Consider the following 26,693-nt stretch of genomic DNA (forward strand, 5'->3'; position numbering starts at 1 on the left):
TGGGTTCGTCGGTACGGGGCTCAGGCGTCGAAGCGGCTGCGGGATGCCTCGATGTGGCCGAGGTAGCGGTGGGTCCAGCCGCACATGCCGTCGACCGTGGCGCGCAGGGCCTGGCCGGGCTCGGTGAGGGTGTACTCGACTCGCGGCGGGACGGTGGGGTGCACCTTCCGGTCGAGCAGGCCGTAGCGCTCCAGCATGCGCAGGTTCTGGGTGAGCATCTTGTGGCTGACGCCCTCGACGTCGTCCCGCAGCTCGCTGAAGCGGAGGGTGCGCTCGCCGAGGGCCTCGATGATCAGGAACGCCCACTTGTTGGCGACGTCGGAGAAGATCTCCCGCGCCAGGGAATCGGCGCGCCGCAGGTCGGCGTCCTCGGGCGAGCCCGTGTACTTCTTGGTCACCATGAGGTTCCTCAGTCACAGAGAAGTGCGTTCTTCCAGGTCGGGGCTCACTCTCCTACGGTTCCTGAGTAACCACAAGAGAGCGGTCGCCCACTTCGCCTCAGACCCTCCTGTACCACCGGACTTCAGCTTGGCGACATATGACCCTTCCCGGAGGTTCGGTGCGCTTGGAACACTCGCTGCACTCGTGTTTCATCCGCCACCTGTCCGGACAAGAGGTCGCCCGCGTATGTCAGAACTCAACCGGCGCCGTTTCCTTCAGCTCACTGGCGGCACCGCTGCCTTCACCGCACTCTCGCAGAGCATCGACCGCGCCACCGCCATCCCGGCACGGCGCCGCACCGGCACCCTGCGCGACGTCGAGCACATCGTCGTCCTGATGCAGGAGAACCGTTCCTTCGACCACTACTTCGGCGCGCTCAACGGCGTACGCGGCTTCGGTGACCCGCGCCCCGTGACGTTGCCCAGCGGAAAATCGGTCTGGCACCAGTCCGACGGCACCAAGGAAATCCTCCCGTACCGGCCCGAGTCCGACGACCTGGGCATGGAGTTCCTCCAGGGTCTGGCGCACTCCTGGCCCGACGGCCACCAGGCCATCAACCAGGGCCGGTACGACAAGTGGATCCCCGCGAAGTCGGCCGGGACCATGGCCCATCTGACCCGCAAGGACATCCCCTTCCACTACGCGCTCGCCGACGCGTTCACCGTCTGCGACGCCTACCACTGCTCCTTCATCGGTGCCACCGACCCGAACCGCTACTACATGTGGACGGGCCACACCGGCAACGACGGCACCGGCGGCGGCCCCGTACTCGGCAACGAGGAAGCGGGCTACGGCTGGACCACGTACCCCGAGCGCCTGGAGCGGGCGGGCGTCTCCTGGAAGATCTACCAGGACATCGGCGACGGCCTGAACGCGGCCGGCCACTGGGGCTGGATCAACGACGCCTACCGGGGCAACTACGGCGACAACTCGCTGCTCTACTTCAACCAGTACCGCGACGCCGCACCCGGCGACCCGCTCCACGACAAGGCCCGTACCGGCACCGACGCCAAGAACGGCGACGGCTTCTTCGACCTGCTGCGCGCCGACGTGAAGGCCGACCGGCTGCCGCAGATCTCCTGGATCGCCGCCCCCGAAGCCTTCACCGAACACTCCAACTGGCCCTCGAACTACGGTGCTTGGTACATCTCGCAGATCCTCGACGCGCTCACGTCGAACCCCGAGGTGTGGAGCAAGACCGCGTTCTTCATCACCTACGACGAGAACGACGGCTTCTTCGACCACATCGTCCCGCCCTTCCCGCCCTCCTCCGCGAACCAGGGCCTGTCGACCGTCGACGTCAAGGCCGACCTGTACGCCGGTGGCAAGGGCTACGGCGCGGGCACCTACGGACTCGGCCCGCGCGTCCCGATGCTCGTCCTTTCCCCTTGGAGCAAGGGCGGTTACGTCTGCTCCGAGACCTTCGACCACACCTCGCTGCTCCGCTTCATGGAGGCCCGCTTCGGCGTCCACGAGCCGAATATCTCGCCGTGGCGCCGCGCCCTGTGCGGTGACCTGACCTCGGCGTTCGACTTCGCCCTTACGGATCACCGCCCGGCCCGGCTGCCCGACACCGACGCGTATCTGCCGCCGGACAACGACCGCCACCCCAGCTACCTCCTGAAGCCGCCGGCGAACCCCAGCCTCCCGAAGCAGGAACGCGGCACCCGCCCCACCCGCCCCCTGCCGTACGCGCCCCACGTCGACGGCGCGCTCGACCCCGCCACCGGCAAGTACGCGCTCACACTCACCGGCGGCGACAAGGCGGGCGCGGCCTTCCTGATCACGTCCGGCAACCGCACGGACGGCCCCTGGACCTACTCCACCGCATCGGGCAGCACCCTGACCGACGCCTGGAACTCTGCCTATTCCCAGGGCAGTTACGACCTGACGGCGCACGGCCCGAACGGCTTCCTGCGTACCTTCCAGGGCCCCGGCAAGTCGGCAGGTCCGGAGATAACGGCCCGCCATGACTCCCGCACCGGCAACCTGCGCCTGACCCTGACCAACACGGGCACGAAGACGGCCCGTCTCACCTTGTCCAACGCGTACGGTGGCCGCCCGACCACCCTCAAGGTCGCGGCCGGCGCCACGGTCACGCACACCGTGGACCTGGCGCGAAGCAGGCGCTGGTACGACCTGACCGCCGTCTCGGACCACGACACCACGTATCTGCGCCGCTTCGCGGGCCACGTGGAAACGGGCCGTCCGGGGGTGAGCGACCCCGCACTGCGCACGGACTGACCGCACGGACTGACCGGGCGGTCCGAACCGGCGGACCGGCCGGGCGCGTCACCCGCGAAAAACGGGGTGGCCAGGGCGCGTTCGCCCTGGCCACCCCGTTCCGTTCCGTTCGTCAGAGACTCGCCGGTTCGGGGTGGGGCGTGCCCAGGTAGGGGAATCCGGGCAGCAGATCGGTGTGGGGGCCGATCTCGTCGCTGGTGATCTTGCCTCCGGAGACCATGCGCAGACGGGCAGAGGTGACGTCGTCGGTGGGCTTGCGTCCGTTGGGATAGGCCGCCGGCTTCGAGCGGTCGAACCGCAGGATGTCGGGCAGGACCGTACGCAGTGCCTTCTCGGCGGCCTCGGGGTCGTAGCCACCGGTGTGCTGGAGCACCTCGGTCCACGGCTTGAGGTAGGCGTCCCGGTCGTGCGCGGGTTCGCCTTCGTAGTACGCGGTCTTGGCGCTGTTCTCGGGGTTGAAGTAGGCGGTCAGTGAGGGGTGGGCGCCCCGGTCGACCGACTTCAGCCGACCGTCCTCGTACAGGCTCACCCGGCCCCACACACCGATGACGGGGTCCGGGCCCAGCTCCGCACCGGGCATCTCCAGCGCCAGGCTGAAGACGTTCTTGTCGACGCCCCAGTCCTTGCCGGTCCACTGGAACTGCTGGGCGATTCCCTCCAGGTCGGCGAAGAAGGGGTCGCTGCGGAGTCCGGCGGCGAACAGATACGGACCGGATTCGACCACCTGGGGCTCGGCGCCGAAAGCGACCGGTTCCTCGCTGATGATCTTCTCGCCGCCCGCCCGGTGTTCGCGGGCCTCCGGGCCGGTCGCCCGGTACACACTGACGGTCTGGCGACCGTCCCGCGGCGGCGAGAACACGAAGCTGAACGCCACGTCCGCCTGGTGGTCTCCGTCGGTGTCGACGTTGATGCGGTAGACCGCGTCGGGGTGGAAGGCGGCGCCCTCCTTGGGGACGGCCGGGTGCGCGTTCAGGATCAGTACGGTGCGGTCCTCGGGCACCGTGAACGCGAACAGGTCGGTCATGTCCAGCCGGGCGTCGCCCATCGGCGAGCGCAGGTCCGGGCCACTGAGGTGATGAGACATAGCGGCAAGGCTGCATCGGAGCCCGGGACCGGACAGGGAGGCGGTGCCGCACACCGCGCCGGGTCACCCGGACGCTCAGGAACTGTGCTCCTGGCGCACGCAGGGGGCGAGGGATGGCTTCGGGCGGGCGCGTCGCCGGTTTCTACATCGGTCGCGCGCCCGCCCTCACCCGTCCGGGTCAGGACAGGTACGCCTCCAGTTCGCTCAGTTGGGCCGCCGGCCACCCCGTGTTCGCGGTGATCTGTACACGGAGATGGCGCGGGTTCGTCCCGGCGGGTACCGGGATGGTCACCGTGTTGCCGGTGGCGGGATCGAAGCGGTAGTCCTTCGACGCCACGAGGGTGCTGAAGGATGAGCCGTCCGTGCTGCCGAGTACGGACAGGGTCTGGGTGCGGGCCTGCCACGCCGTGGCGGGCGGCAGTTTCAGGACCAGGCGGCGGACCGCCTTCGCGGAGCCGAGGTCGACCGTCAGGGACTGGGGGAAGGCGTTGTTCGTGGACTCCCAGTACGAGGACGCGTTGCCGTCCACCGCTTTGCCCGGGGTGTAGACGTCCACCGAGCCGGTCGCCGTCGCCGTGCGGCCCTGTGCGAGGTTGCTGCCCGGATCCGGGTCGGGGTTGCCCGCGCCGGGCTGCGGCCAGGAGTTGCAGTCCGACCAGGTGCTGCTCCAGCCGGAGTTGCCGCCGCCGTCGGTGAGGACGAAGGAGCCGGAACCGGTCGGGTAGGGGCAGTTGTAGACACCGGCGGCGCCGACCCCGATGGCCTGCACATTGCTGAACTTGGCGGCGCCCTGCGCCTCGGCCTGGACGACGACGGTACCCACCTTGTTGACGGTGGCGCGGTCGACGGTGGTGTTCTTCGCGGCCAGACCCCGGCCGCCGCCGGAGACGAACTCGAAGGCGCTGTACGGGCTGTCGGTGATCGTGGTGTCGGTGATGTTGACCTGGGCCTCGATGGCGCTGTCGTAGGAGTCGACGCGGATCGCGCCCATCGGATGGTTCCAGTTGGGGTTGAGCGCGCCGGTGCGGATGAGGGTGTTCCCGGAGACCGTGATGGTGCCGGCCAGGGGTGAGAACGGGTCGGCGAACTTCTGGTTGGAGATGGCGATACCGCTGCCGAGCGCGTTGGTGTCGGAGATCAGGTTGTTCTTGACGCCGATGTCCCGGCCGCCGTAGATCGCGATGCCGTTGGCGAGGTTGGGCTGCGAGATGGTGTTGTTCTCGAAGCTGCTGTCGGTGTCGGCCGAGTACAGGGACCACATGGCGAGCGCGTCGTCGCCCTGGTTGCGCAGGAAGTTGTTGCGGACGCGTACGCCGCGCGCGTTGCCGTTGAGGTTGAGTCCGTCGGCGGTGGTGTCGAGGATGCGGTTGTTCTCCACGACAAGGTTGTCGTTGTTGCCCATGAGCCACAGGCCGACCTTGACGTGCTGCACCCACATGCCGGAGACGGAGGAGTTCGGGCCGAGGGTGCCGTTGACGAAGTTGTCCGGGTTGGAGTCGACGCGCTCGGTGACCTCGCCGATCACCGCGAAGTCCTTGATGTGGGTGTTGCCCGCCGAGCCCGACTGGTCGATGAAGCGGGACGAGCGCACCACCGAGTACCAGTGGCCCGCTCCCTGAAGAGTGACGTTCTCGACACCGCTGAGCGACGACGTGAGCCGGAAGGTGCCCTGCGGGATCCAGACCACACCGCCCTTGGCCGCCGCGATGGCGTCGCGGAACGCCTGCGTCGAGTCGCCCTGACCGCTGGCGTCGGCGCCCTTGTCGGTGACCGACACCGCGCCCGCGGGCTTGGTGGCGGGCCCAGCGGCCTGCTCGAAGTCGGCGACGTCGACGGTCACTTGGGACTGCGCCTCGAAGGCGACCTTGTCGCCCGCCTGGACGTTCTGCCCGAGCAGCAGACGCGCGTTGTCGAAGAGGTGGTGCGTCTTGGAGCCGACGATCCAGGGCGTGTCGACGTACGAGTACTTGGAGGTGACCGGCAGCGTCGCGCTGATCCGCTGTCCGTTGACGTACACCGCGAGCTGCCCGGACTGGCCGTCCGGGACGTTGTACGAGACGGTCACCGCGTTGGCCGCGCGGGGCACCGTGAACTCGACGCGCTGGCCCGCGTTCAGGCGTACCGCCTGGCGTCCGGACGCCTCAGAGGCGACGGTGCCCTGGGTGTAGTCGGGGCCGATCTTCGTGCCGGTCGTCGTCGCGGACTCGGCCTCGACCGAGGTGAACGGCAGGGTCGCGCCCGCCGCCGCCACCGCCGCGTGGGCGGTGGGGACGGTCGCGTAGAGCATGCCGGCGGCGAGCACGACGGCCGCGCCGGCGGCCGTCCATACGGCTCCTCGTGATGGCATATGCCTGACATGGTGCTGCATGGCTGTTCCCTTTCCGTGGGGGGATGGGGGTGGTGAGAACAGGTGCAAAGCGGCGGCCGGGCCGGGGATCAGGCCCGCAGCCAGGCCGCCGTGTCCCGGGGCAGCCGACCCTCCTCGTCCAGGGGGCCGCTGGTCAGCAGGACGCTGGTGTGGCCGGGCAGCCCGGCGGGCGCGTCGGCGAAGTTGACGACGCAGATCAGACCGTCGGTCCGGGTAAAGGCGAGGACCCCGGGCTCGGCGGGCAGCCAGGTCAGCGGCCCGTCGCCGAAGCCGGGTTCGGTACGGCGGATGGCGAGCGCCGCCCGGTACAGCGACAGCATCGAGTCCGGGTCCGCGGCCTGCCGGTCCGCGGCGTACGCCGCCCAGCCCGGAGGCTGCGGCAGCCACGGTTCGGTCTGCGCCCCGAAGCCCGCGTACGGCGCGTCGGCGGCCCAGGGCAGCGGGACCCGGCAGCCGTCCCGGCCCGGGTCGACGCCGCCGGAGCGGAAGTGCATCGGGTCCTCGATGCGGTCGAGCGGAATCTCCGCCTCGGGCAGCCCGAGTTCCTCACCCTGGTAGACGTAGACCGCACCCGGCAGCCCGAGGGAAAGAAGCGCCGCCGCGCGGGCCCTTCGGGTGCCGAGGTCCAGGTCCGTCGGCGTACCGAACCGCTTCTTGGCGAAGTCGAAGCCGGTGTCCTCGGCGCGTCCGTAGCGGGTCACCGTCCGGGTCACGTCGTGGTTGCACAGCACCCAGGTCGCCGGCGCCCCGACCGGAGCGTGGTAGGCGAGCGTGGTGTCGATGGAGGCACGCAGCTCGGCGGCGTCCCAACAGCGGGCGAGGAAGTCGAAGTTGAAGGCCGTGTGCAGTTCGTCGGGGCGCAGATAGCGCGCGAAGCGGTCCGGGTCCGGCACCCACAGCTCACCGATCAGGATCCCGTCGTACTCGTCGGCGACGGCCCGCCAGGCCCGGTACACGTCGTGCAGTTCGTCCCGGTCGACGTACGGCGTGGTGTCGTTCTCGTCCGCGTCGGGCAGGCCGGGGTCCTTGGCGACCAGCGCCGCCGAGTCGATCCGTACGCCCGCGGCGCCCCGCTCGAACCAGAAGCGCAGCAGGTCCTCGTGCTCCTGGCGGACCGCCGGGTGCGCCCAGTTGAGGTCTGGCTGCTGCGGCGTGAACAGATGCAGGTACCACTCGCCGTCCGGGACCCGGGTCCAGGTGTCCCCGGCGAACTGCGAGGGCCAGTTGTTGGGCGGCAGTTCGCCGTTCTCGCCACGCCCTGGACGGAAGTGGAACAGCTCGCGCTCCGGGCTGCCGGGGCCCGCGGCGAGTGCGGCGCGGAACCAGGCGTGCTGGTCGGACACATGGTTGGGGACGATGTCGACGATCGTACGGATGCCGAGTTCTCGGGCCTCGGAGATCAGCTTCTCCGCCTCGGCGAGGGTGCCGAAGGCGGGGTCGATGGCCCGGTAGTCGGCGACGTCGTAGCCGCCGTCCGCCATGGGTGACACGTACCAGGGGTTGAACCACAGCGCGTCCACGCCGAGTTCGGCGAGGTACGGCAGCCGGGCGCGGACGCCCGCGAGATCGCCGGTGCCGTTTCCGTCACCGTCCGCGAAGCTGCGTACATACACCTGGTAGATGGCGGCTGAGCGCCACCATGTGTCGGGGTTGGGGGCTGCCACGTGAACGTCCTTTCGGGCAGGTGGGACTCCGCCGCCGGCCCCGGACAGCGGGGCGCGTGCAAGGGGGCCGGTGGCGGAGCGCTGGGGTGAGGCAGGGCGGTCGGCCCATCGGTAAGAGGGCGGTCAGCCCTTCAGTCCTCCGGCGGTCAGGCCGCTCATGATGTTGCGCTGGAACAGCAGGAAGAGGAGCAGGGTGGGGATGGAGGCGATGGTGAGCGCGGCGATCAACTGGTTCTCGGGGACGCCGCTGGCGAGCGAGTAGATGCCGACGTTGAGGGTCTGTTTGCTCGGGTCGGGCAGCGTCAGCATCGGCCAGAGGAAGTCCTTCCAGACGCCGACCACCGCGAAGATCGACACGACGCCGAGGATCGGCCGGGAGATCGGCATCACCACGGACCGCAGGGTCCGCACCGGGGACGCCCCGTCGATGGAGGCCGCGTCGAGGAGTTCCTGCGGGATGGAGTCGAAGAAGCGTTTGAGCAGGAAGATGTTGAAGGCGTTGGTCACGGACGGCAGCCAGATCACCCAGGGCGAGTTGAGCAGATTCCGCTCGAAGATCGGCACGTCCAGGACGGTGAGGTACTGCGGTACGACCAGGACCGTCGCCGGGATCATCAGCGTGGCCAGCATCATGCCGAGGATCACATTGCCGAAGAGGGGCCGCAGCTTGGACAGGGAGTACGCGGCGGCGACATCGAACACCAGCTGGAAGGCGAGCGCGCCGAACGCGTAGTACAGGGTGTTCCCGAGGAGTTTGGCGAGGTCCATGACCCGCCAGGCGTCCTGGTAGTTGTCGGGGTGCACGCTGCCCGGGACCAGGGTCGGCGGTGACTGGACGAACTCCTGCGTGGTCTTCAGACCGCCGCTGACCATCCAGTACAGCGGTCCGAGGAAGACCAGCGTGAAGACGAGCATCACCAGGCCGAAGACGGTCCAGTAGATGACCTTGCCCCGGGTGCGGCCGAGTTGGGCCGGCGAGATCAGGGTCCTGGGGCGCATCGTGTCGGTTGCCATCGTGATCCCCCGTCAGTCTTCCTGCGCCCGGCTGAGACGCACGTACACCGCGGAGAAGCCCGCGAGCAGGACGAGCAGCACCAGACCGAGGGCCGCCGCGCCGCCGTAGTTGTTGAAGTTGAAGGCGTACTGGTAAATGAGGTAGACGACCGTCGTCGTGGAGCCCTCGGGGCCCGCGCCGTTGGTCAGCAGGAACGGCTCCGTGAAGACTTGCATCGTCGCGATGATCTGCATCAGGAACATCAGCGAGAGGATGAGCCGGGTCTGAGGGATCGTCACATGCCAGATCTTGCGCCACAGTCCGGCGCCGTCCAGTTCGGCCGCCTCGTACAGCTCGCCGGGGATGCCCTGGAGGGATGCGAGGTAGATCAGGGTGGCGCCGCCCATGTTCATCCAGGTCGCCGCGATCACCACCGAGAGCATCGCCGTGTCGGTGGACTGGAGCCACTGTTGTGCGGGAAGCCCGAAGATGTCGAGGACGCGGTTGAAGAGACCGTAGCCCGGGTCGTAGAAGTACTTGAAGAGCAGGACGGACGCCACCGGTGGGAGCATCACCGGGAGGTAGACCAGCATCCTCAAGTAGCCCTGACCGTGCCGGAATTCATTGAGCAGCACCGCCACGAGGAACGGCAGGGCGAAGCCGAGGAGCAGCGCGAGACCGGTGAACAGCAGCGTGTTGCGCCATGCCTGCCAGAAGGCGGGGTCGTTGACGACATAGCTGAGGTTCGACCAGCCGGCCCAGGTGGTCTTGCCGTCCTTCGTCTTCTGGAAGGCCAGGAAGAACTCCCTGACCATCGGGTACCAGGAGAAGAAGGAGAAGCAGAGCACGGCGCCGATCAGGAAGCCGTGCGCGGACACATTGCGCCGCAGGGCCCGCAGGAACTCCTCGCGGCCCGCGCGGGGCGAGGGGCCGGCGGGCCGGCCGGGGCGCGGCGGGGCCGCCTTGCTCGTGGACAGGGTGGGGACCGACATGGTCTCTCCTCAAAACCTTGGTGCCGACCGTGCTGCGCGGACCGTGCCGCCCGGGAGCGTGCCCGGCGGGCGGGGGCCGGACGGGTGTGGGCCCGGCCCCGCGCGCCTGCGTGACTGCTCCCCCGCGGGCGGATCGGCCTACTGGTTGGCCAGTACCTGGTTGACCTGCTTCTCCGCGGTGGAGAGCAACTTGTCGATGTCGGCGTTCTTGTTGGTGAGTACGCCGGACATCACATTGTCGAGGACCTTGTAGATCTCCTGCGCCTTCGGCGGCTCGGCCTTGCCCTGGACGGGGTTGTCCATGAAGGTCTTGAAGTTCTCGACCGGCATGGTGGCGTTGTCGGTGCGGGACTGGAGGTCCTTCGCCTTGGCGTCACCGGTGAAGAAGTTGGGCTGCGGCAGACCGACGGGCAGTTTGTCCGCCTTGGTGCGCGCCCAGTTGAACTGGCCCTGGTCCGGCGTGAGGTTCTTGAAGTTGAGCCAGGCGATGGCGGCCTTGATCTTGTCGGGCGACGAACCCTTCTTGATCATGTAGTCGTTGCCGCCGAACAGGGTGGCCTTGCCGCCGGGGATCGGGCCCATGCCGAAGTTCTCGAACTTGGCGCCGAGCTGCTGGACCATGTACGTGATGTCGTCGGGCGCGGCGAGGAACATGCCGAGCTTGTCGGAGGCGATCTGCTTCTGGAGGTCGCCCCACTTCAGCAGCTGGGTCTTGCCCATGCTGTCGTCCTTCCAGCGCATGTCCTTCAGCTGCTGGGCGACCTGCTTGCCGGTGTCGTTGTTGAACGCGGCCTTGGTGCCGTCCGGGGTCACGACATCGCCGCCGAGGCTGTACATCGCGGCGGTGAAGTGCCAGCCGCCGGTGTTCTCGGCGCTGTACTCGCCGTAGCCGGAGATGCCGTTGCCGAGTCCGGCGATCTTCTTGGCGGCGGTACGGACGTCTTCCCAGGTCGTGGGAGGCGTGTTGGGGTCGAGTCCGGCCTTCTCGAAGAGACCCCGGTTGATCAGCAGACCCATGGTGTAGTTGCTGGTGGGCAGGCCGTAGAGCTTGCCGTCCTTCTTGAGGACGTTCAGCACGTTGGGGTCGATGCTGTCGAGGGCGGGGACCGTCTTCGCTGTGACGTAGTCCGTGATGTCCGCGGCGCCGTCGTTGTCGAGGACCTGCTGAAGATCGGTGAAGTACGTGTAGAAGACGTCCGGTTGCGACTTGGCCTTGAGCTGCGCGGTGAAGCGGGCGGGCTCCTCGCACTGGCCGGGGGTCGACTTACCGTTGATGGTGACGTTCGGGTACTTCTTGTTGAACTCCTTGACGTCCTCCTTCCACTCCTTCAGTTCCGCCGCCTTCGCGGTCGGCGGCATACAGTCGATGGTCAGCGAGACCTTGGCCTTCGGGTCCAACGGGGCCGTGGCGTCGGTGGATCCGCCCTTCGATCCGTCGTCGTCGTTGTTGTCGCTGCTGCTGGTGCCGCAGGCGGCGAGGGAGGCGAGGGCGAGCGCGGCGACGACCGAGGCCGCGGAGGTGCGAGACGTACGGCGGAACCAAGTGCTTCTCATCGGTGGTCCCCTTCGGGCATGTGCGTGGAAGGCCCCACGGTTGTCGGACAACCGCAGGAAGGCCGACGCCTGAAATCATCGGCCGGGGCGCCGCACACTCAACCACCACCGACACATGTCCGCAAGATCTCGCGCCAATTTCGCAAAAGATTGACAGCCAGATGCAGGCGGGCACGGTCGGGTTGTGGACGTACCGAGGCCCCCTTGCGGGCGGTACGACACTCCGCCGACAAGGGGGCCCCTCGCACCCGCTGAACAGGGGGTGACCGTCAGTTGTACGCCGGATGCGGGGCCTGCGCGGTGGAGCCGCGGACCACCAGCTCGGGCTCGAAGAGGAGTTCACCGGGCGGTACGACACCGCCCTGGATCTGCGCGGCGAGCAGTTCGACGGCGGCACGGCCCATCGCCTCGATCGGCTGGCGCACGGTCGTCAGGGGCGGCTCGGTGCAGTTCATGAACGCCGAGTCGTCGTACCCGACGACGGAGATGTCGCTCGGCACGCCGAGGCCGCGCCTGCGGGCCGCGCGCACGGCGCCGAGGGCGAGCGGGTCGCTGGCACAGATGATGCCGGTGATGCCCTTGTCGAGCAGGCGGGCCGCCGCGGCGTGGCCACCCTCAAGAGAGAACATGGCGCGCTCCACAGCCTCTTCGGGCAGTTCCCCGCCGGCCGCGCGGGCGCACTCCTCGGCGGCGGCGAGCTTGCGCCGGGACGGCATGTGGTCCGCCGGGCCGAGGACGAGGCCGATGCGTTCGTGCCCGAGCGAGGAGAGATGGCGCCACGCCTGGTCGACGGCGACGGCGTCGTCACAGGCGACACAGGGGAAATCCAGGCGCTCTATCGACGCGTTGATGAGGACGACGGGCACCTTGCGGTCGGCGAGCTGCTGGTAGTGCCCATGCTCGGCGTCGGCCTGGGCGAACAGACCACCGGCGAAGACCACCCCGGACACCTGCTGCTGAAGCAGCAGCTCGACGTAGTCCGCCTCCGAGACGCCGCCCTTAGTCTGGGTGCACAGCACGGGGGTGAGGCCCTGCTGGGCGAGCGCCCCACCGATCACCTCTGCGAACGCCGGGAAGATCGGGTTCTGGAGTTCGGGCAGCACCAGGCCGACGAGCCGGGCCCGCTCACCGCGCAGCTGGGTCGGCCGCTCGTAGCCCAGGACGTCCAGGGCCGTGAGCACGGCCTGCCGGGTGGCCTCCGAGACGCCCGGCTTCCCGTTGAGGACCCGGCTGACCGTGGCCTCGCTGACCCCTACCTTCTTCGCCACCTGAGCAAGTCGTCGCGTCATACACGCAAGAGTAGCGCAAACCCTGCAAGCGGCTTGCGTCCTGTGTGTCCCAGCGTGACAAGGTTCTGCGGTGGTACGCAACCCTCGTGCCGTCGCCAACCGCCGTACGCCCGCGTGGCTACCGCTTCCCGATGCGTTACCGCTCTCCGGCGTATTACCGCTCCCTGAGATACGCGAGCCCCGGATGCACCGCGAGATACCCGTCCACGAGACGGCGGGCGACCGACACCGAGTCGACCAGCGGGTGCAGCGCGAACGCCTTCACGGCGGTGGCCCGTGACCCGGACGCGGCGGCGGCCATCACCTCGCGTTCGACGGCCTTGACGGCGGTCACCATACCCGTGGCGTGGTCCGGGAGCGGGGCGGCCGACAGCGGGTGCGCGCCGTTCGCGTCGACCAGGCACGGCGCCTCGATCACGGCGTCGGCGTCGAGGGCGGCGAGTGTTCCGCGATTGCGAACGTTCAGGATCAGCGTGCTGCGCTCGTCGCGTGCGATGGCCCGCATCAGTGCGAGCGCCACCTTCTCGTATCCGCCGGACTCGGTGAGCGACGCCTCGTCCCGCTCCCCCGCGCCGGCCGCCTCACGGCTCTCGGCCATGTAGGTGGCCTCGCGCTCGGCCCGTACAGCGTCCCAGGTGGCCAGAGCGGGCGCGGCCGGATCGGTCAACCCGGCGTAGAACCGGGCCTGTTGGTCGCGGAGGAAGGCGCCACGCGTCAACTCGGCCTGCTGGTAGGCACGGACGGTCTCGCGGTTGAAGTAGTAGTAGTGCAGGTACTCGTTGGGCACCGAGCCGAGGGACCGGAGCCAGTCGGCGCCGAAGAGCCGGCCCTCCTCGAAGCCGTCGAGCAGGCCCGGTTCGCTGAAGAGACGCGGGAGTTGGTCGCGGCCGTCGATGGTGAGGCCGCGCAGCCAGCCGAGGTGGTTGAGGCCGATGTAGTCGATCCCGGCGGAGTGCGGGTCGGCGGCGCCGAGCACCCGCGCGACACGGCGGCCGAGGCCCACCGGGGAGTCGCAGATGCCGATGACCCGGTCGCCGAGGTGCCGGGACATCGCCTCGGTGACCAGGCCCGCCGGGTTGGTGAAGTTGATGAACCAGGCGTCCGGCGCGAGGGCCGCCACGCGGCGCCCGATGTGGTCCGTGACGGGCAGGGTGCGCAGCCCGTACGCGATACCGCCGGCGCCGACCGTCTCCTGGCCGAGTACGCCTTCGGCGAGGGCGACGCGTTCGTCGGCGGCGCGGCCTTCGAGACCGCCGACGCGGATCGCCGAGAACACGAAGTCGGTGCCGCGCAGGGCCTCGTCGAGGTCGGTGGTGACGATGACGGCGGGCGCTTCGGGTACGCCGTCGGCCTGGTCGGCGAGGACCCGGGCGACGGCGGTGAGCCGGGCCGGGTCCGTGTCGTAGAGGACGACCCGGGTGACCCGGCCGTCCGCCCGGTCGCCGAGCAGCGCCCCGTACACGAGGGGCACCCGGAAGCCGCCGCCGCCCAGAATCGTCAGTTTCACGCGAGTACCGCCCTTACGCCTGTCTCCGCACCTTGTCAGGTGCCGCTGCCGTCACTATCGCGCAGGGGGTGACAGGCCGGGCGCAGGAGGGGGCGGCGCGGCGGTACGAGGACGGATCAGGGGTACGCGAGGCGGCGGTACGGCACGGGTCCCCCGGCGCGGCCACCCGCTCGCCGTCATGCCTTCAGGCCCGGTTCACAAGGGAGTTGGGGCCGTACGGGATCATGCGACGGTCGGCCACTCCGAACGGCGCACCGCCCCGGCCGGCCGTGGCACCCGGTGGTCCCGACCGCCGCCGAACCGCCACCGGCTCGCGCGGCGGACGCGACCGGTCCGTCGGCGACCGTCGCCCGGAGCACGGTTCGATGGCTCCCGCCCCCCGCCCCCCGCCGCGCGGCGGCGCCCCCTGGCCGGACACCTGGTTCTGCACGAAGTTCTGCACGAACCCGGTCTTCGTGGACGTCGTCCGCTGACCCCGCCCGGTCAGCCGGCGGCGGCCAGCCGGGGTGCGATCGGGGTGTTCTCCGCCGTCGGACCGATTGCCGCCGCGAACCGGTCGACGACCTGGGCCAGGGCCTGGGCGGCGTCCGGGTCCAGGGTGATGGTGTCGTCGGGGCGTACGGTGATCTGCCGGTCGAGCGTGAACCAGCCCTGCACTATGTGGTCGGCGCCCATCGAGGTCAGGACGGGCCGCAGCGCGTAGTCGATCGCGAGGACATGCGCGGTGGTGCCGCCGGTAGCGAGCGGCAGCACGGTCTTGCCCTCCAGGGCGTACTGCGGCAGCAGGTCGAGGAGGGACTTGAGCAGCCCGGAGTACGCGGCCTTGTAGACGGGGGTGCCGATCACGACGCCGTCGGCCCGCGCGAACAGGGCGGTCGTCTCGACGATCGCGGGGTGCCCGAAGTCGGCGCCGAGCAGAGCCTCCGGGGGCAAAGTGCGTACATCCAGCGGGATCACCTCGTGGCCCTGGGCCCGGATCCTGGTGTCGAGATGGCGCAGCAGCTTGGCGGTGCGGGAGGTCGCGGAGGGGCTTCCGGAGACGGACAGGACGGTGGCCATGGGCGGACCCTTCGGGGATCGGTCGTACGGAGCCGGACGTCCCGGGCGGGGCGGAGGTCGGCGCGCGCTGCACGCCGGGGGAAGGAGCGGGGCCACGCCCGTACGCCGGCGCTCGGCGGCGTAACGGGATGAGGGACGGCCGCGCGGGGCGCCCCGTCATGGGGGCGCCGGGCGACGGACCGTCAGGCGGAGCCGCGACAGAAGGAGCTGGAGACACGCGCGAGGTCGACGTGGCGTCGTCGCGTGAGGTCCAGTCGCATGGTCATGCCACCGATCAAATCAGGGACGAGTCGGACCGGTCAAGAAGACGACCGCCAACCCTCGCCCAACCCGCGGAGCGCTACGCGTCAGCTCTCGCTCGCCGGAACAGCCCGCAGATGCCCCGTACCGCGCCGTGCGCGTCGGGACGTGCGGCGGATGTCCGGGGCGCGCCTCGGCTCCCGCAGGACCAGGGTGAGCCGTGAGTACCCCATGGCCTGAAGCGTGGTGGGCGCCTCGCCGACGATGCGGCAGTGCGTGAGACCCCAGCGCGGGTCGGGGTGGCGCAGGGGGCGCAGCGACCCGTCGGGGAGGACCGCTTCGGCGCCGACCGAGCGGATCCAGTGCGGTACACCGTGCTGATAGGCGGCGTCCATGAACGGGTCGTCGGCGACGGCCGCGCGGATCGCCGTCAGCTCCTCGTCGTCGGGGTGCCGCTCGATCGCGTCCGCGAAGTACGCGAGCATCGGCAGGCACCAGCTCGCCTCGTGGTCGGCGAGGACGGTACCGGCGTCGGGGTGGAAGAGCACGAACCGCAGGAGGTTGTCGCGCGGCATCGCCGTGGGGTGCGGTCCTATGCCGGCGAACAGGGTGTCGTAGGCGCGGTTGGCGAGGAGCACGTCCCAGCGGTGGTCGATGACGACGGAGGGGAAGGAGACGGCGTCGAGGAGGGCGGCGTAGTCCTGGAGATAGGCCCGGCCCTCCGGTCTGGCGGGAGTGCTCCCCCAGGCCGGTCGGCGCCCTTCTGCCTCGAATGCCATCGGGTGGTCACCCCTCTTACGGCTCTGACGGCGAGCGCTGGTCGTGCGACACGGCGGGTGGACACGGAACACCACCCTCATACCGTGGCGATCGTGCTACCCCGGGCGGAAGCGTGTCAACTATCGTGGCATTTGACGACTGTTGACGGCTGAAATACGCCACAGTTGTGGCGAGACCTGGATGCCTCGGGCGAGAAGGGCTAGTCTCCACCCTGCCCCTTGCTCGGCGGATGACCCCGTCGTTCACCACTTCTCCGCAAGTGCTCCGCCGTAAGTGATCAACTGTGAGTGATCCGCCGTAAGGGGTCGACCCGCACGACCTGTTCGCGAGGGACCCGCTCGCGTGGGATCTGTCGTTCTAGGAGTTCTGTCGGTGACGGATGACTTCTCGGTGCCGGGTGGCGCGGCCCCGCCCGGCTCGCTGCCGGGTGTCGTCGCTCGCGTCTCCGCGCTGGCCGAACGCCTCGGCGTCCGCCACTCCGGGGTCTTCGACGTGACGCGTCTGTCGGTCGAGTCCGGTGTCCCCGAGGACGTCGTGCAGGATCTGCTGCACGGCAGGGCCGCGGGCGAACCCGATCTCCAGGCCCGCTTCCTGCAACGCTTCGACCTGCTGCGCCAGACCCGTATCAAGCCCAACGGCCGCCGGTGGACCCAGCAGGAGATCGCCGACGGCGCGGGCATGTCCCGTCAGCAGGCCGGCGCGCTCATCAACGGCGACCGGCGGCCCACGATGGAGCACTGCGCCGCCATCCAGCGCTTCTTCGGCGTCCACGCGGGGTTCCTGACCGCCGAGGACGCCGACGCGCTCGGCTTCGCGCTCCAGCTCACCGAGCAGGAACTGCTCCAGCGTCTCGCCGACCACGAGAGCGACATGGCACCCACGACCCGGGACGAGACGGACGACGCCCTGGAGCGGCTGCTCCAGGACCACGGTGTACGGGGCATCGCCTGGCGGGCGGCCCAACTGCCCACGGACAAGCACCGCGACAAGGTCACGGAGTGGCTCGACATGCTCCTGGAGAGCGTCAGGCCGTCCGGACCTTCGGCGGACTCCTGACGGGGCGGGAACGGACGAGCAGATGAGCAGGCGGTTGACGTTCTCCCTCCTGAAGGAGGGAGGTTCCTACGGCTCGCGCCGTGAGATTTCCTGTTTCATCGCCGACTGCCCGTCCGGAGAACTCCGTTGAGGTCTTACACCAGCTCCGCAGGCTTGGACCGCCCGTCCGGCGGCAAGCAGGTTGACGGCTGCGTTCACGTCCCGGTCATGGGTCATTCCGCAGCCACACGTCCAGGTACGGACGTTCAGCGGCAACTTCTCCCGCAAAGCGCCGCAGGCGTGGCACAGCCTGGACGAGGGGAACCACCGGTCCACGGCGATCACCTCGCGCCCGTACCAGGTCGCCTTGTACTCCAGCATGCTCCGGAACTGCGACCACGCCGCGTCGCTGATGGCGCGGGCGAGCTTCCGGTTCCTGATCATGTTACGCACGGTCAGATCCTCGATCACGAGCGTTTGGTTCTCACGCACGAGCCGGGTAGTGATTTTGTGGAGGTGATCGCGGCGCCGGTCGGCGATCCGGGCATGGATCCTGGCGACCTTGCGCCGGGCCTTGTCCCGGTTCGCCGATCCCGGGGCCTTCTTCGACAGGTTCCGCTGGGCCTTCGCCAGGCGGACACGGTCCTTGCGCTCATACCTGGGGTTGGTGATCTTCTCACCGGTCGAGAGGGTCAGCAGGTGGTCCAGGCCCGCGTCGATGCCGACCGCCGCATCCGTTGCCGGGAGCGGCTTGACGGCCGGGTCCTCGCACAGCAGGGAGACGAACCAGCGGCCCGCACTGTCCTGCGAGACCGTCACGGTCGAAGGCGCCGCTCCTTCCGGGAGCGGCCGGGACCAGACGATGTCCAGCGGCTCACGCATCCTGGCGAGCGTCAGCCGTCCGTCGCGGTAGCGGAAGGCGGAGGAGGTGTACTCGGCCGACCGGCGCGACTTCTTCCGCGCCTTGAAACGCGGATACCTGCCCCGCTTCTCCCAGAAGTTGACGAACGCGCCCTGCAGATGCCGAAGGCACTGCTGAAGCGGTACGGACGACACCTCAGACAGATAGGCCAGCTCCTCGGTCTTCTTCCACGCCGTCAGCATCGCCGACGTGGCGTTGTAGTTGACCCGCTCGCCCCGCTGCCAGGCCCGCGTACGGGCCTCCAGTGCCATGTTGTAGACCTTCCGCACGCACCCGAACGTGCGCGACAGCTCTGCTGCCTGCGCATCGGTCGGACGGAAGCGGTACTTGAACGCCCGCTTCACGTGACGAGTGGTCATATCTCACAAGCTAGCATGGCAACTTGTGAAAAACTCGCAGTTGGTGGTGGACGCCGATCCGCCTTGACAGCGAACCGGCTCTCCCTGCCCTGCTCCGCAGGCGCCCGTTTCCTCTCCGGCGTTAACGCCGGAGTATCCACGGAGGCAATCAGATGAACGCGCGCGAGACCTCGCGGAAGAACAGGGAGATGCGTCGGCTGTGTGGTGAGCTGATCGCCGAACTGGCCCTGGACGGCCCGGTGCCCGCCGCCGAGTTGCGTACCGCGCTGTGCGCGGCGATGAGCAGGCGCCGGGGTCGCCCGGTGAACCACCGGATGGCCGCCTTCCCGCCCGGCACCGCCAGCGGGCTCTGGCTCGACATGGCCGACCAGGACCTGATCGTCATCGAGGAACGCACGGCGCCCGACCACCAGTTGGTGATCCTCGGCCATGAGCTGTGGCACATGAACGCGGGCCACCACGGTCACCACGTGGACGGTACGGGCGTCGCCGCCCGGCTGCTCACCGACGGGGCCGACCTGGGGACGACCGTCCACACGGTCGCGGCCCGCTCGCGTTCCGACGCGGCCGAGGAGGAGGACGCCGAGAGCTTCGGGCTGCTGCTCGCCAGCAAGTGCCGTGGGTGGCTGGCCGGTTCGGCGTCGCGCGGGCCCGCGCCACGGGACGGTCTGGCCGGACGCATCGAGGCGTCCCTGGGCTATCGAGGGCCGCAAGGCTGAGGCGTGAACGGTCCCGACTACTACATCCCGGCGGCGGCGATGGGGTTCGCGCTCGCGTTCAAGCTGCCGTCGCTGCTGCGCGCCCGGCGTGATCCTCTGCTGCGGTCCGTGTGCGCGCTGCTCGCGCTCGCCAGTGCCGTCTTCTTCTTCGCGGCGCCCCCGACGATCGAGCGGGTCAACCGGATCACCGGCATCACCAATGTGTCGGCGCCGCTGGTCTACTGCCTGCTTAGCGCGTTCAGCGCGTCCTGTCTGGTCCTGATCGTCAACTGGCGCGGCGGCCCCGCCGAGGTGACCCGGCGCGTGTCGCGCCGCTGGATCGGCGGCTACACGGCGGTGGTCGTCGCCATCGCGGTGCTGTTCCTGCTCGGCGACACGCCGACCGAACGGCTCCGGGACCTCGACACGTACTACGTCCGCACGCCGTACGTCCGCGAGATGATCGTGCTGTATTTGGCGGCGCTGACCGTCGCCGGGGTCGGCATGACGGTGCTGTGTCTGCGGTGGTCGCTGCGGGTGCGGGGGTGGCTGCGGACCGGGCTCGTCGTGATCGTGGTCGGCTATCTGTTCAACCTGGCCTATCTGGCGACCAAGTTCACCGCCGTGTTCGCGCGCTGGGCGGGCGGCGACCTGGACGGTCTGAGCACCTATGCGGCACCCGTCCTCGCCTCGGTGGGCGCCCTGGTCAGTGCCGTCGGCTTCTGTCTCCCGCTGGTCGGCCGGCGCCTGACGGACCGGTGGCAGAACTGGGCCACGTACCGGCGGCTCGGCCCGCTCTGGCACGAACTGCGGACGGTCACGCCGTACGGCGCCCGGCCGGTCCGGATGTCCTGGCGGGCGTCCGCCGAACTCCTCGTCACGCGGCGCGAGTCCGACATCCACGACGGGCTGCTCGGCCTGCGTCCCTACTTCGACGCCGGGGTACGCGCCGACGCGTACTCCGCCGCCGCGACCGGTGGCGGCGATCCGGTCCGCGCGCAGGCCGTCGCCGACGCAGTGATGGTGACGGCGGCGGTACGTGCGCGTGGCGCCGATCCGGACGGCGCGGTCCTCCAGGTGGCCGGGGCGTCGGCGCCGGACATTCCGTCCGGCGAGGAGCCCCGCGATCTCGTCGGGATGTCCCTCGCCCTGAGCCGGTCCCCGGTCGTGGCGGCGGCCCGCGCGGCAGCTGTCGCCCGGTCCGCCGGCGCCCACGAGCCGACCCGATAACTCCGGCCGCGCGCCGAACACACCGGATTGTCAGTGGTGCCGGGCAAGCTGGTCCGTACGCATCATCCAGCGAAGCCGACCCGGGGAGACGACCGATGCCCACCGCCGTGCTGACCGACCGTGAACGCACCGCCGTCCAGGCGTATCTGCGCCTGCTCCACACCGTACGCGCGACCCTCGACGCCCCCCTCGGCGGACGCCCGCCGCTGGTGCCCGACGGAGTGCTCGCCGACGCCGAACGGGCCCTGGCCGACGCGGGACTCGTGGGGAACGAGGCGGAGTTCTTCGACCTGCTGAAGGGTTCGTGTCGCCAATCCGGGTGATCCCGAGCGCGGCAGATGTGTTCCGTGTCACGCTCTGACAGGGATCGCAGGGGGGAAGGGGGCCGTGGTGAGGGACATCAGCAGCCCGCGCCTGGTGGAGCCGCTCGCTTCGGGAGGGCTCGCGGACTCGGTCTTCCAAGTGGCCCTGGAAACCCCGGACTTCGTGCAGGTGTCGCGCCGCGTGGAGGGGCCGTCCACACAGGGGCCGTCCACACAGGAGCTGCCCGCGCAGGAGTGGTATCCGGTGACGGCGGCCGAGTTCCGGGACGACGTCCTCGCGGTCGCCAAGGGCCTGCTGGCGAACGGCATCCGCTTCGGGGACCGCGTGGCCGTGATGTCCCGCACGCGGTACGAGTGGACGCTGTTCGCGTTCGCCGTGTGGACCGTCGGCGCCCGCATCGTGCCGGTGTACCCGACGTCGTCGGCGGAGCAGGTGCGCTGGATCCTGCACGACACCCAGGTGTCGGCGGTCGTCGTGGAGAACGAGGACCACGCGATGACCGTCGGCGCCGTCTGCGACGGACTCACCCTGCTCTCGCGGATATGGCAGATGGACTCCGGCTGCGTACGCCAGCTGATGGAGGAGGGCACCGAGGTGCCGGACCTCCTGGTCAGCCGGCACCGCTCCGCCGTGCGCCCGCAGCAGATCGCCGCCATCGTCTACACCTCGGGCACCACGGGCCGCCACCCCCGGGGCTGTCTCATCACCCACCGGAACCTGGCGCACGAGTGCGACACGCTCGTCACGGGCTGGCGCTCCATCCTGACCGGCGCCGACGGCGAACGCTCTGTTCTCAGCTTCCTGCCGACCGCGCATGTGTACGGTCTGATGGTGGTGGTCGCCGCGATCCGCTGCGGTATCCGCCTCGGGCACCAGCCGGAGATGGCGCCGGAGTCGCTGCTGCCCGCGCTCGCGACCTTCCGCCCGTCCTGTCTGATCGCGGTGCCGTACATCTTCGAGCGGATCTTCCAGCAGGCCCGCAGGAACGCCGAACTCGCGGGCAAACTCGCCCTGTTCGACAAGGCGACCTCGGTCGCGGTGCGGTACGCGGAGGCGGTCGAGCGCCAGCAGCAGGGCAAGGGTCCCGGTCCCGGTGCGGCGTTGAAGATGCAGCACGCGCTGTACGACCACGCGGTGTACGCCAGGATCCGCGAGGTGCTCGGCGGCCGGGCACGGTACGCGGTGTCGGGCGGCTCCACGCTCCGGCGTCATCTGGGCCTGTTCTTCGCGGGCGCGGGGATCACGGTCTACGACGGGTACGGCCTGTCGGAGACCTCCGGCGGATGCACCGCGCAGCCCGTGGGCGCCGTCAAGTTCGGCACCGTGGGCCGTCCGCTGCCGGGCAACTCGTTGCACATCGCGGGCGACGGCGAGATCTGGGTGCACGGCGACAATGTGTTCCTGGGCTATATGAACGACCCCGAGGCGACCCGGGCCGTGTTCCGTGCCGGCTGGTTCGCCACCGGCGACCTCGGCTATCTGGACGAGGAGGGCTACCTCGTCATCACCGGCCGCAAGAAGGACATCATCATCACCAGCGGCGGCAAGAGCGTGGCCCCGCTCGCCCTGGAGGAGGAACTCCAGGACGACCCCCTGGTCTCCCAGTGCGTGGTCGTCGGCGACAACCAGCCCTTCATCGCCGCGCTGATCACCCTGGACCCGGAGGCCGTGGCGCACTGGCAGAAGCTCACCGGGCGCCCCCAGTCGCGGATCGACCAGGTGACCGACGACCGGGATCTGCGGGCGCTCATCCAGCGGGCGGTGAGCCGGGCCAACTCGGGGGTGTCCCGCGCCGAGTCCATCCGCGCCTTCCGCATCCTGCCCCGCGAGTTCAGCCTCACCAACGGGATGCTGACGCCGTCCCTGAAGCTGCGACGCCACGCGATCGTGTCGGCGTACGCACGCGAGATCAAGGATCTGTACACACAGCGCTGAATCACGCGCCGGGCCACACAGCGCTGGATCACGCGCCGGACCTGTCTCACCGCCGGGTGCATCTCACGCCGCGCATATCTCACCCCAAAGAAAAGCACTCCGCAATGAGAGTGTCACCGCGCGTCCACATGCAGATCGAGGGCAAAACGCCTCCAGCGAATCTGCACACCGATTGCCCACACCGGGCACGGAATCGAGCAAAGGTCCGAACCCCTTCTCCGGCCGTCGCGCCATTGGTGCGGGAGTGTCCTTTCTGCAAATCGGTCCGCCGCGCCGTACACCCCTCGCGGTCGGCAGATCCCGTGAAGAGGCGGCCACCAACTCGTGGACGGTCCTGCACCGGAGCGAAATGAGACGCACCGCGAGGCGGTTCGTGGCGTTCCTGGGATTGGCAGCCCGGCGCGCCGCCGTGCTTGGATCCTCGGCATGCGGGAGTCACCCGAACGGGTTTCCCGAATTCGTCGTGATGACGACCGCTGTACGCGGCGCGACACATTTCCCCCAGTCCGCCGTAACCGCTCAGGAATTTCCACACGAAGGGCACTCACATCATGAACTTCACTCCCCAGGTCGAGACCGCCGAAATCTCCGACAGCGACCTGGACAACGTGTCGGGCGGCCTCGTCGGCGGTGTCCTCACCACCGTGACCGGCACCGCCGACTCGGTTCTCCCGGTCTCGGCCACCCTGGGCACCGTCACCGGTATCGCCGAGGGCGTCACCGGCCTGAACACGGCCCCCGTCGCGGGCCTGGTCGCCGGTCTCTGAGCCGCACCGTGCGCAGTGAGTCCCGGAACCGGCAGGTTCCGGGACTCACGTCCGTTGTCAGCGATTCGGGGAAGCGTGCCGTACGCCGTTCCGCGTCCGGTCAGTAGGGAAAGCGTGCCGTGCAGTTCCGTCAGAAGGCCCTCGCCAAGCTGCAGTCCCCCGAGGAACTCGATCTGCCGGTACGGCTGGCCCGGCCGCAGGGCCGGCTCGTCCTCGCCGTCACCGTCCTGGTGATGGCCGCCGCGTCGGTCTGGGCGGTGACCGGCACGGTCTCCACCACGCTGCGCGCACCCGGCGTCCTCACACACGCGCAGGGCAGTTACGTGCTCCAGAGCCCGTACGCGGGTCAGATCACCGGCGTCCTCGCCCGCGAGGGGGCCCGGCTCGACGCCGACGCGCCCCTGGTGAAGGTCCGTACCGCGCAGGGCGAGAAGGTCGTCCGGACGATCGCGGCGGGCCGGGTCACCGGGATGGCCGTCGCGATCGGCGCCGTCGTCAGGACCGGCGCCGACGTCGCCACCGTCGAACGGGTCGAGGGCGCCGCCGACCCGCTCCTCGCGGTGCTGTACGTACCGGCGGGCAGCGCCACGACGGTCCCGGTCGGCGCGGCCGTCGATGTCACCGTCCAGTCGGTGCCGAGCAGTTCGTACGGCACCGTCCGTGGCACCGTGCAGGCGGTCGGCCGGAGCCAGCAGACCCGGCGTCAGATCACGGCGTTCCTCGGGGACGGCCAGCTCGGTGACGAGTTCTCGCGGGGCGGTGCGCCCGTCGCGATCCTGGTCCGCCTCGACCCCGTGTCCGGCACGAAGTCCGGCTACCGCTGGTCGTCCCCGAAGGGTCCCCCGTACGCGCTCGACTCGATGACCCGGGCCACCGGCGCGGTCCGGCTCGCCGAGCGGCGCCCGATCGACTGGTTGCTGCCGTGACCGGGTCGCGCGCGGCCGGACCGCGCGTCTCCGCATCCCGCTCCCGCAGGGCGCCCAAGCCCCGTAAGGCCAAGGCCGTACGGACTCCGACGGTGCTCCAGATGGAGGCCGTCGAGTGCGGTGCCGCCGCGCTGGCGATGGTCCTCGGCCACCACGGTCGGCATGTGCCGTTGGAGGAGCTGCGGATCGCCTGCGGTGTGTCGCGCGACGGATCGCGGGCGGGCAATCTGCTGAAGGCGGCGCGGAGTTACGGTCTGCGGGCCAAGGGCATGCAGATGGACACGGCCGCGCTGGCGGGACTGCCCGCGCCCGCGATCCTGTTCTGGGACTTCAACCACTACGTCGTCTATGACGGCATGGGGCGCCGCTTCGGCCGGCGCGGTGTGCACATCAACGACCCCGGCAAGGGCCGCCGTTTCGTGTCGATGGAGGACTTCGACACCAGCTTCACCGGGATCGTCCTGGTCTTCGAGCGGGACGACGACTTCCGCAAGGGCGGGCGCAGGCCGGGGGTGCTGGGCGGTATCCCGGGCCGGCTCAGCGGCACTTCGGGCACCATGCCGGCCGCCGTGCTCGCGAGTCTGCTCCTGGTCGCGGTCGGCGCGGCGGTCCCGGCGCTCAGCCGCACGTACATCGACGAGTTCCTGATCGGTGGTCAGAGTTCGCTCCTGGGCGTGCTGTTCGCGGGAATGGCCGCGATGGTGGCGCTGACCGCCGTGCTGACCTGGCTCCAGCAGGGCAATCTGCTGCGCGGCCGACTCATCTCGTCCACCCTCACCAGCGCCCGTTTCCTACGGCATCTGCTGCGCCTGCCGGTCACGTTCTTCGCGCAGCGCAGTCCGGCCGACCTGGTGCAGCGGTTGCAGTCCAACGACGCGGTCGCCGAGACCCTGGCCCGCGACCTCACGGCGGCCGGCGTGGACGCCGTCGTCGTGCTGCTCTACGCGGTGCTTCTGTGGACGTACGACCCGCAACTCACCCTCGTCGGGGTCGCGGTCGCGCTGCTGAACGTGGCGGCGATGCGCTGGGTGGTACGGCTGCGGGCCACCCGTACCCAGAAGTTGCGGGCCGATGTCGCGCGGCTGACCAACACCTCGTACACCGGGCTCCAGTTGATCGAGACGATGAAGGCGACCGGCGGGGAGCACGGCTACTTCCGGCGGTGGGCGGGGCAGCACGCGGTGACACTGGACGAGCAGCAGCGGCTCGGGGTGCCGACGGCGTGGCTGGGCGTGGTGGCGCCGACCTTGGCGACGCTGAACAGTGCGCTGATCCTGTGGATCGGTGGGCTGCGGGCGGTCGACGGGCAGATCTCGATCGGTCTGCTGGTCGCGTTCCAGGCGCTGGTCACCCGGTTCACCGCGCCGATCACGCGGCTCAACGGCGTCGCGGGCCGTATCCAGGACTTCGCCGCGGACGTGGCACGGCTCAAGGATGTCGAGAACTTCCCCGCGGACTCGCTGTACGCGCGCCCCGGCGCCGCGGCGAGTACCCGCAGGCTGGCGGGTCATGTGACGCTGGACAACATCACGTTCGGCTACAGCCCGCTCGACAAGCCGCTGCTCACCGGGTTCTCGCTGTCGGTGGGTCCGGGGCAGCAGGTCGCGCTGGTGGGCGGCTCGGGCAGCGGCAAGTCGACGGTGTCGCGGCTGATCTCGGGGCTCTACAGCCCGTGGGAGGGCACGATCCGGATCGACGGGCAGCGGATCGACGAGCTGTCCCGGGGCGCGCTCGCCGCGTCGGTGTCGTTCGTGGACCAGGACGTGTTCCTGTTCGAGGGGACCGTACGGGACAACGTCGCGCTGTGGGATCCGTCGATCCCGGACGAGGCCGTACTCGACGCGCTGCGGGACGCCGCGCTGTACGACGTGGTGGCGCGGCGGCCCGGCGGGATCCACAGCCGGGTCGAGCAGGACGGCCGGAACTTCTCCGGCGGTCAGCGTCAACGCCTGGAGATCGCAAGGGCGTTGGTGCGCGGGCCGAGTGTGCTGGTCCTGGACGAGGTGACCAGCGCGCTGGACGCCGAGACAGAACAGGTCGTCATCGACAATCTGCGGCGGCGCGGCTGTGCCTGTGTGGTCATCGCGCACCGGCTGAGCACGGTCCGGGACAGCGACGAGATCGTGGTGCTCCAGCACGGGGTGGTCGTGGAGCGGGGCCGCCACGACGAACTGCTCGCCGCCGGTGGCCCATACGCCGACTTGGTCAGGGAGCGGTGACGTGACCTCCGTACAGCCGCAGCCACAATCGGAATCACAGCCGGAGTCGCAATCGCAGCCCG

The 26,693-nt window shown here is 69.7% G+C and carries 23 protein-coding genes; 10 read left to right on the forward strand and 13 right to left on the reverse strand.

From position 1 onward, the window contains the following. Positions 1-20 precede the first annotated feature (20 nt). Positions 21-401, reverse strand: coding sequence for a winged helix-turn-helix transcriptional regulator (locus ACFVT5_RS20475; RefSeq protein ID WP_389889521.1), 381 nt, complete (start codon positions 399-401; stop codon positions 21-23). Between the two features lie 226 nt (positions 402-627). On the opposite strand from ACFVT5_RS20475, the gene ACFVT5_RS20480 reads away from it, so the two are divergent. Then, entirely contained in the window at positions 628-2,685 is a 2,058-nt protein-coding gene (locus ACFVT5_RS20480; protein WP_389889524.1) for a phosphocholine-specific phospholipase C, read from the forward strand. 112 nt (positions 2,686-2,797) lie between these two features. Here ACFVT5_RS20480 and ACFVT5_RS20485 read toward each other — a convergent pair whose 3' ends face one another. From ACFVT5_RS20485 to ACFVT5_RS20520, 8 genes are all read right to left on the reverse strand, one after another. Then, positions 2,798-3,769: a DUF4331 family protein gene (locus ACFVT5_RS20485; protein WP_389889527.1), complete on the reverse strand. Its 972-nt coding sequence runs from the start codon at positions 3,767-3,769 to the stop codon at positions 2,798-2,800. A 178-nt stretch (positions 3,770-3,947) separates the two neighbouring features. Further along, complete coding sequence (locus ACFVT5_RS20490) at positions 3,948-6,116, reverse strand: discoidin domain-containing protein (RefSeq protein ID WP_389889529.1); 2,169 nt, start codon at positions 6,114-6,116, stop codon at positions 3,948-3,950. Between the two features lie 89 nt (positions 6,117-6,205). Next, entirely contained in the window at positions 6,206-7,801 is a 1,596-nt protein-coding gene (locus tag ACFVT5_RS20495) for an alpha-amylase family glycosyl hydrolase (protein WP_389889532.1), read from the reverse strand. A gap of 123 nt (positions 7,802-7,924) precedes the next feature. After that, complete coding sequence (locus ACFVT5_RS20500; RefSeq protein ID WP_389890699.1) at positions 7,925-8,800, reverse strand: carbohydrate ABC transporter permease; 876 nt, start codon at positions 8,798-8,800, stop codon at positions 7,925-7,927. Positions 8,801-8,827: 27 nt separating this feature from the next. Beyond that, positions 8,828-9,787, reverse strand: a complete 960-nt coding sequence (locus ACFVT5_RS20505) for a carbohydrate ABC transporter permease (RefSeq protein ID WP_389889535.1) — start codon at positions 9,785-9,787, stop codon at positions 8,828-8,830. A 138-nt stretch (positions 9,788-9,925) separates the two neighbouring features. Then, positions 9,926-11,341 (reverse strand): extracellular solute-binding protein, encoded by a 1,416-nt coding sequence (locus ACFVT5_RS20510; protein WP_389889538.1) that lies wholly within the window; start codon positions 11,339-11,341, stop codon positions 9,926-9,928. 269 nt (positions 11,342-11,610) lie between these two features. Then, a complete protein-coding gene (locus tag ACFVT5_RS20515; RefSeq protein ID WP_389889541.1) occupies positions 11,611-12,630 on the reverse strand; it encodes a LacI family DNA-binding transcriptional regulator in 1,020 nt (339 codons plus the stop codon). Positions 12,631-12,784: 154 nt separating this feature from the next. Then, entirely contained in the window at positions 12,785-14,137 is a 1,353-nt protein-coding gene (locus tag ACFVT5_RS20520; protein WP_389889544.1) for a 6-phospho-beta-glucosidase, read from the reverse strand. Positions 14,138-14,205: 68 nt separating this feature from the next. On the opposite strand from ACFVT5_RS20520, the gene ACFVT5_RS20525 reads away from it, so the two are divergent. Continuing rightward, complete coding sequence (locus ACFVT5_RS20525; RefSeq protein ID WP_389889547.1) at positions 14,206-14,610, forward strand: hypothetical protein; 405 nt, start codon at positions 14,206-14,208, stop codon at positions 14,608-14,610. 10 nt (positions 14,611-14,620) lie between these two features. Here the strand turns inward: ACFVT5_RS20525 and ssuE are convergent, their stop codons facing one another. From ssuE to ACFVT5_RS20540, 3 genes are all read right to left on the reverse strand, one after another. Further along, positions 14,621-15,196, reverse strand: coding sequence for an NADPH-dependent FMN reductase (ssuE, locus tag ACFVT5_RS20530; protein WP_389889550.1), 576 nt, complete (start codon positions 15,194-15,196; stop codon positions 14,621-14,623). A gap of 182 nt (positions 15,197-15,378) precedes the next feature. Continuing rightward, positions 15,379-15,462, reverse strand: coding sequence for a putative leader peptide (locus ACFVT5_RS20535; protein ID WP_389890702.1), 84 nt, complete (start codon positions 15,460-15,462; stop codon positions 15,379-15,381). 81 nt (positions 15,463-15,543) lie between these two features. Then, entirely contained in the window at positions 15,544-16,215 is a 672-nt protein-coding gene (locus ACFVT5_RS20540; RefSeq protein WP_389889553.1) for a hypothetical protein, read from the reverse strand. A gap of 373 nt (positions 16,216-16,588) precedes the next feature. Here ACFVT5_RS20540 and ACFVT5_RS20545 point away from each other — a divergent pair, with 373 nt between their 5' ends. Next, positions 16,589-17,272 carry a helix-turn-helix transcriptional regulator gene (locus tag ACFVT5_RS20545; RefSeq protein WP_389889556.1) on the forward strand — a complete coding sequence of 228 codons (684 nt, stop codon included), beginning with the start codon at positions 16,589-16,591 and terminating at the stop codon, positions 17,270-17,272. Between the two features lie 66 nt (positions 17,273-17,338). Here the strand turns inward: ACFVT5_RS20545 and ACFVT5_RS20550 are convergent, their stop codons facing one another. Then, a complete protein-coding gene (locus ACFVT5_RS20550; RefSeq protein WP_389889559.1) occupies positions 17,339-18,532 on the reverse strand; it encodes an RNA-guided endonuclease InsQ/TnpB family protein in 1,194 nt (397 codons plus the stop codon). Positions 18,533-18,720: 188 nt separating this feature from the next. Between ACFVT5_RS20550 and ACFVT5_RS20555 the strand changes: the two genes are divergently transcribed. The 7 genes from ACFVT5_RS20555 to ACFVT5_RS20585 all read left to right on the forward strand — a co-directional run bounded on the left by ACFVT5_RS20555 (position 18,721) and on the right by ACFVT5_RS20585 (position 26,631). Beyond that, entirely contained in the window at positions 18,721-19,251 is a 531-nt protein-coding gene (locus tag ACFVT5_RS20555; RefSeq protein ID WP_389890705.1) for a toxin-antitoxin system, toxin component, read from the forward strand. 3 nt (positions 19,252-19,254) lie between these two features. Then, the gene (locus ACFVT5_RS20560) at positions 19,255-20,460 is read left to right on the forward strand and encodes an MAB_1171c family putative transporter (RefSeq protein ID WP_389889562.1); all 1,206 of its coding nucleotides are present in this window, start codon (positions 19,255-19,257) and stop codon (positions 20,458-20,460) included. Between the two features lie 95 nt (positions 20,461-20,555). After that, entirely contained in the window at positions 20,556-20,783 is a 228-nt protein-coding gene (locus ACFVT5_RS20565) for a hypothetical protein (protein WP_389889565.1), read from the forward strand. Positions 20,784-20,850: 67 nt separating this feature from the next. After that, positions 20,851-22,719 carry an AMP-dependent synthetase/ligase gene (locus tag ACFVT5_RS20570; RefSeq protein ID WP_389889568.1) on the forward strand — a complete coding sequence of 623 codons (1,869 nt, stop codon included), beginning with the start codon at positions 20,851-20,853 and terminating at the stop codon, positions 22,717-22,719. Between the two features lie 551 nt (positions 22,720-23,270). Further along, positions 23,271-23,486 carry a type A2 lantipeptide gene (locus ACFVT5_RS20575; protein WP_389889571.1) on the forward strand — a complete coding sequence of 72 codons (216 nt, stop codon included), beginning with the start codon at positions 23,271-23,273 and terminating at the stop codon, positions 23,484-23,486. Between the two features lie 119 nt (positions 23,487-23,605). Next, positions 23,606-24,412 (forward strand): HlyD family efflux transporter periplasmic adaptor subunit, encoded by an 807-nt coding sequence (locus ACFVT5_RS20580; protein ID WP_389889574.1) that lies wholly within the window; start codon positions 23,606-23,608, stop codon positions 24,410-24,412. Further along, positions 24,409-26,631, forward strand: a complete 2,223-nt coding sequence (locus ACFVT5_RS20585; RefSeq protein ID WP_389889577.1) for an NHLP family bacteriocin export ABC transporter peptidase/permease/ATPase subunit — start codon at positions 24,409-24,411, stop codon at positions 26,629-26,631. The genes ACFVT5_RS20580 and ACFVT5_RS20585 overlap by 4 nt, the downstream gene beginning before the upstream one ends. Positions 26,632-26,693: the final 62 nt, after the last annotated feature.

This window comes from Streptomyces sp. NPDC058001 (assembly GCF_042886315.1).
Taxonomy (GTDB): domain Bacteria; phylum Actinomycetota; class Actinomycetes; order Streptomycetales; family Streptomycetaceae; genus Streptomyces.

Coding starts and splice junctions, on each gene's coding strand:
- ACFVT5_RS20475 (WP_389889521.1), bottom strand. CDS start 401: ATGGTGACCAAGAAGTACACGGGCTCGCCCGAGGACGCCGACCTGCGG.
- ACFVT5_RS20480 (WP_389889524.1), top strand. CDS start 628: ATGTCAGAACTCAACCGGCGCCGTTTCCTTCAGCTCACTGGCGGCACC.
- ACFVT5_RS20485 (WP_389889527.1), bottom strand. CDS start 3,769: ATGTCTCATCACCTCAGTGGCCCGGACCTGCGCTCGCCGATGGGCGAC.
- ACFVT5_RS20490 (WP_389889529.1), bottom strand. CDS start 6,116: ATGCCATCACGAGGAGCCGTATGGACGGCCGCCGGCGCGGCCGTCGTG.
- ACFVT5_RS20500 (WP_389890699.1), bottom strand. CDS start 8,800: ATGCGCCCCAGGACCCTGATCTCGCCGGCCCAACTCGGCCGCACCCGG.
- ACFVT5_RS20505 (WP_389889535.1), bottom strand. CDS start 9,787: ATGTCGGTCCCCACCCTGTCCACGAGCAAGGCGGCCCCGCCGCGCCCC.
- ACFVT5_RS20510 (WP_389889538.1), bottom strand. CDS start 11,341: ATGAGAAGCACTTGGTTCCGCCGTACGTCTCGCACCTCCGCGGCCTCG.
- ACFVT5_RS20515 (WP_389889541.1), bottom strand. CDS start 12,630: ATGACGCGACGACTTGCTCAGGTGGCGAAGAAGGTAGGGGTCAGCGAG.
- ssuE (WP_389889550.1), bottom strand. CDS start 15,196: ATGGCCACCGTCCTGTCCGTCTCCGGAAGCCCCTCCGCGACCTCCCGC.
- ACFVT5_RS20535 (WP_389890702.1), bottom strand. CDS start 15,462: ATGACCATGCGACTGGACCTCACGCGACGACGCCACGTCGACCTCGCG.
- ACFVT5_RS20540 (WP_389889553.1), bottom strand. CDS start 16,215: ATGGCATTCGAGGCAGAAGGGCGCCGACCGGCCTGGGGGAGCACTCCC.
- ACFVT5_RS20550 (WP_389889559.1), bottom strand. CDS start 18,532: ATGACCACTCGTCACGTGAAGCGGGCGTTCAAGTACCGCTTCCGTCCG.
- ACFVT5_RS20555 (WP_389890705.1), top strand. CDS start 18,721: ATGCGTCGGCTGTGTGGTGAGCTGATCGCCGAACTGGCCCTGGACGGC.
- ACFVT5_RS20565 (WP_389889565.1), top strand. CDS start 20,556: ATGCCCACCGCCGTGCTGACCGACCGTGAACGCACCGCCGTCCAGGCG.
- ACFVT5_RS20575 (WP_389889571.1), top strand. CDS start 23,271: ATGAACTTCACTCCCCAGGTCGAGACCGCCGAAATCTCCGACAGCGAC.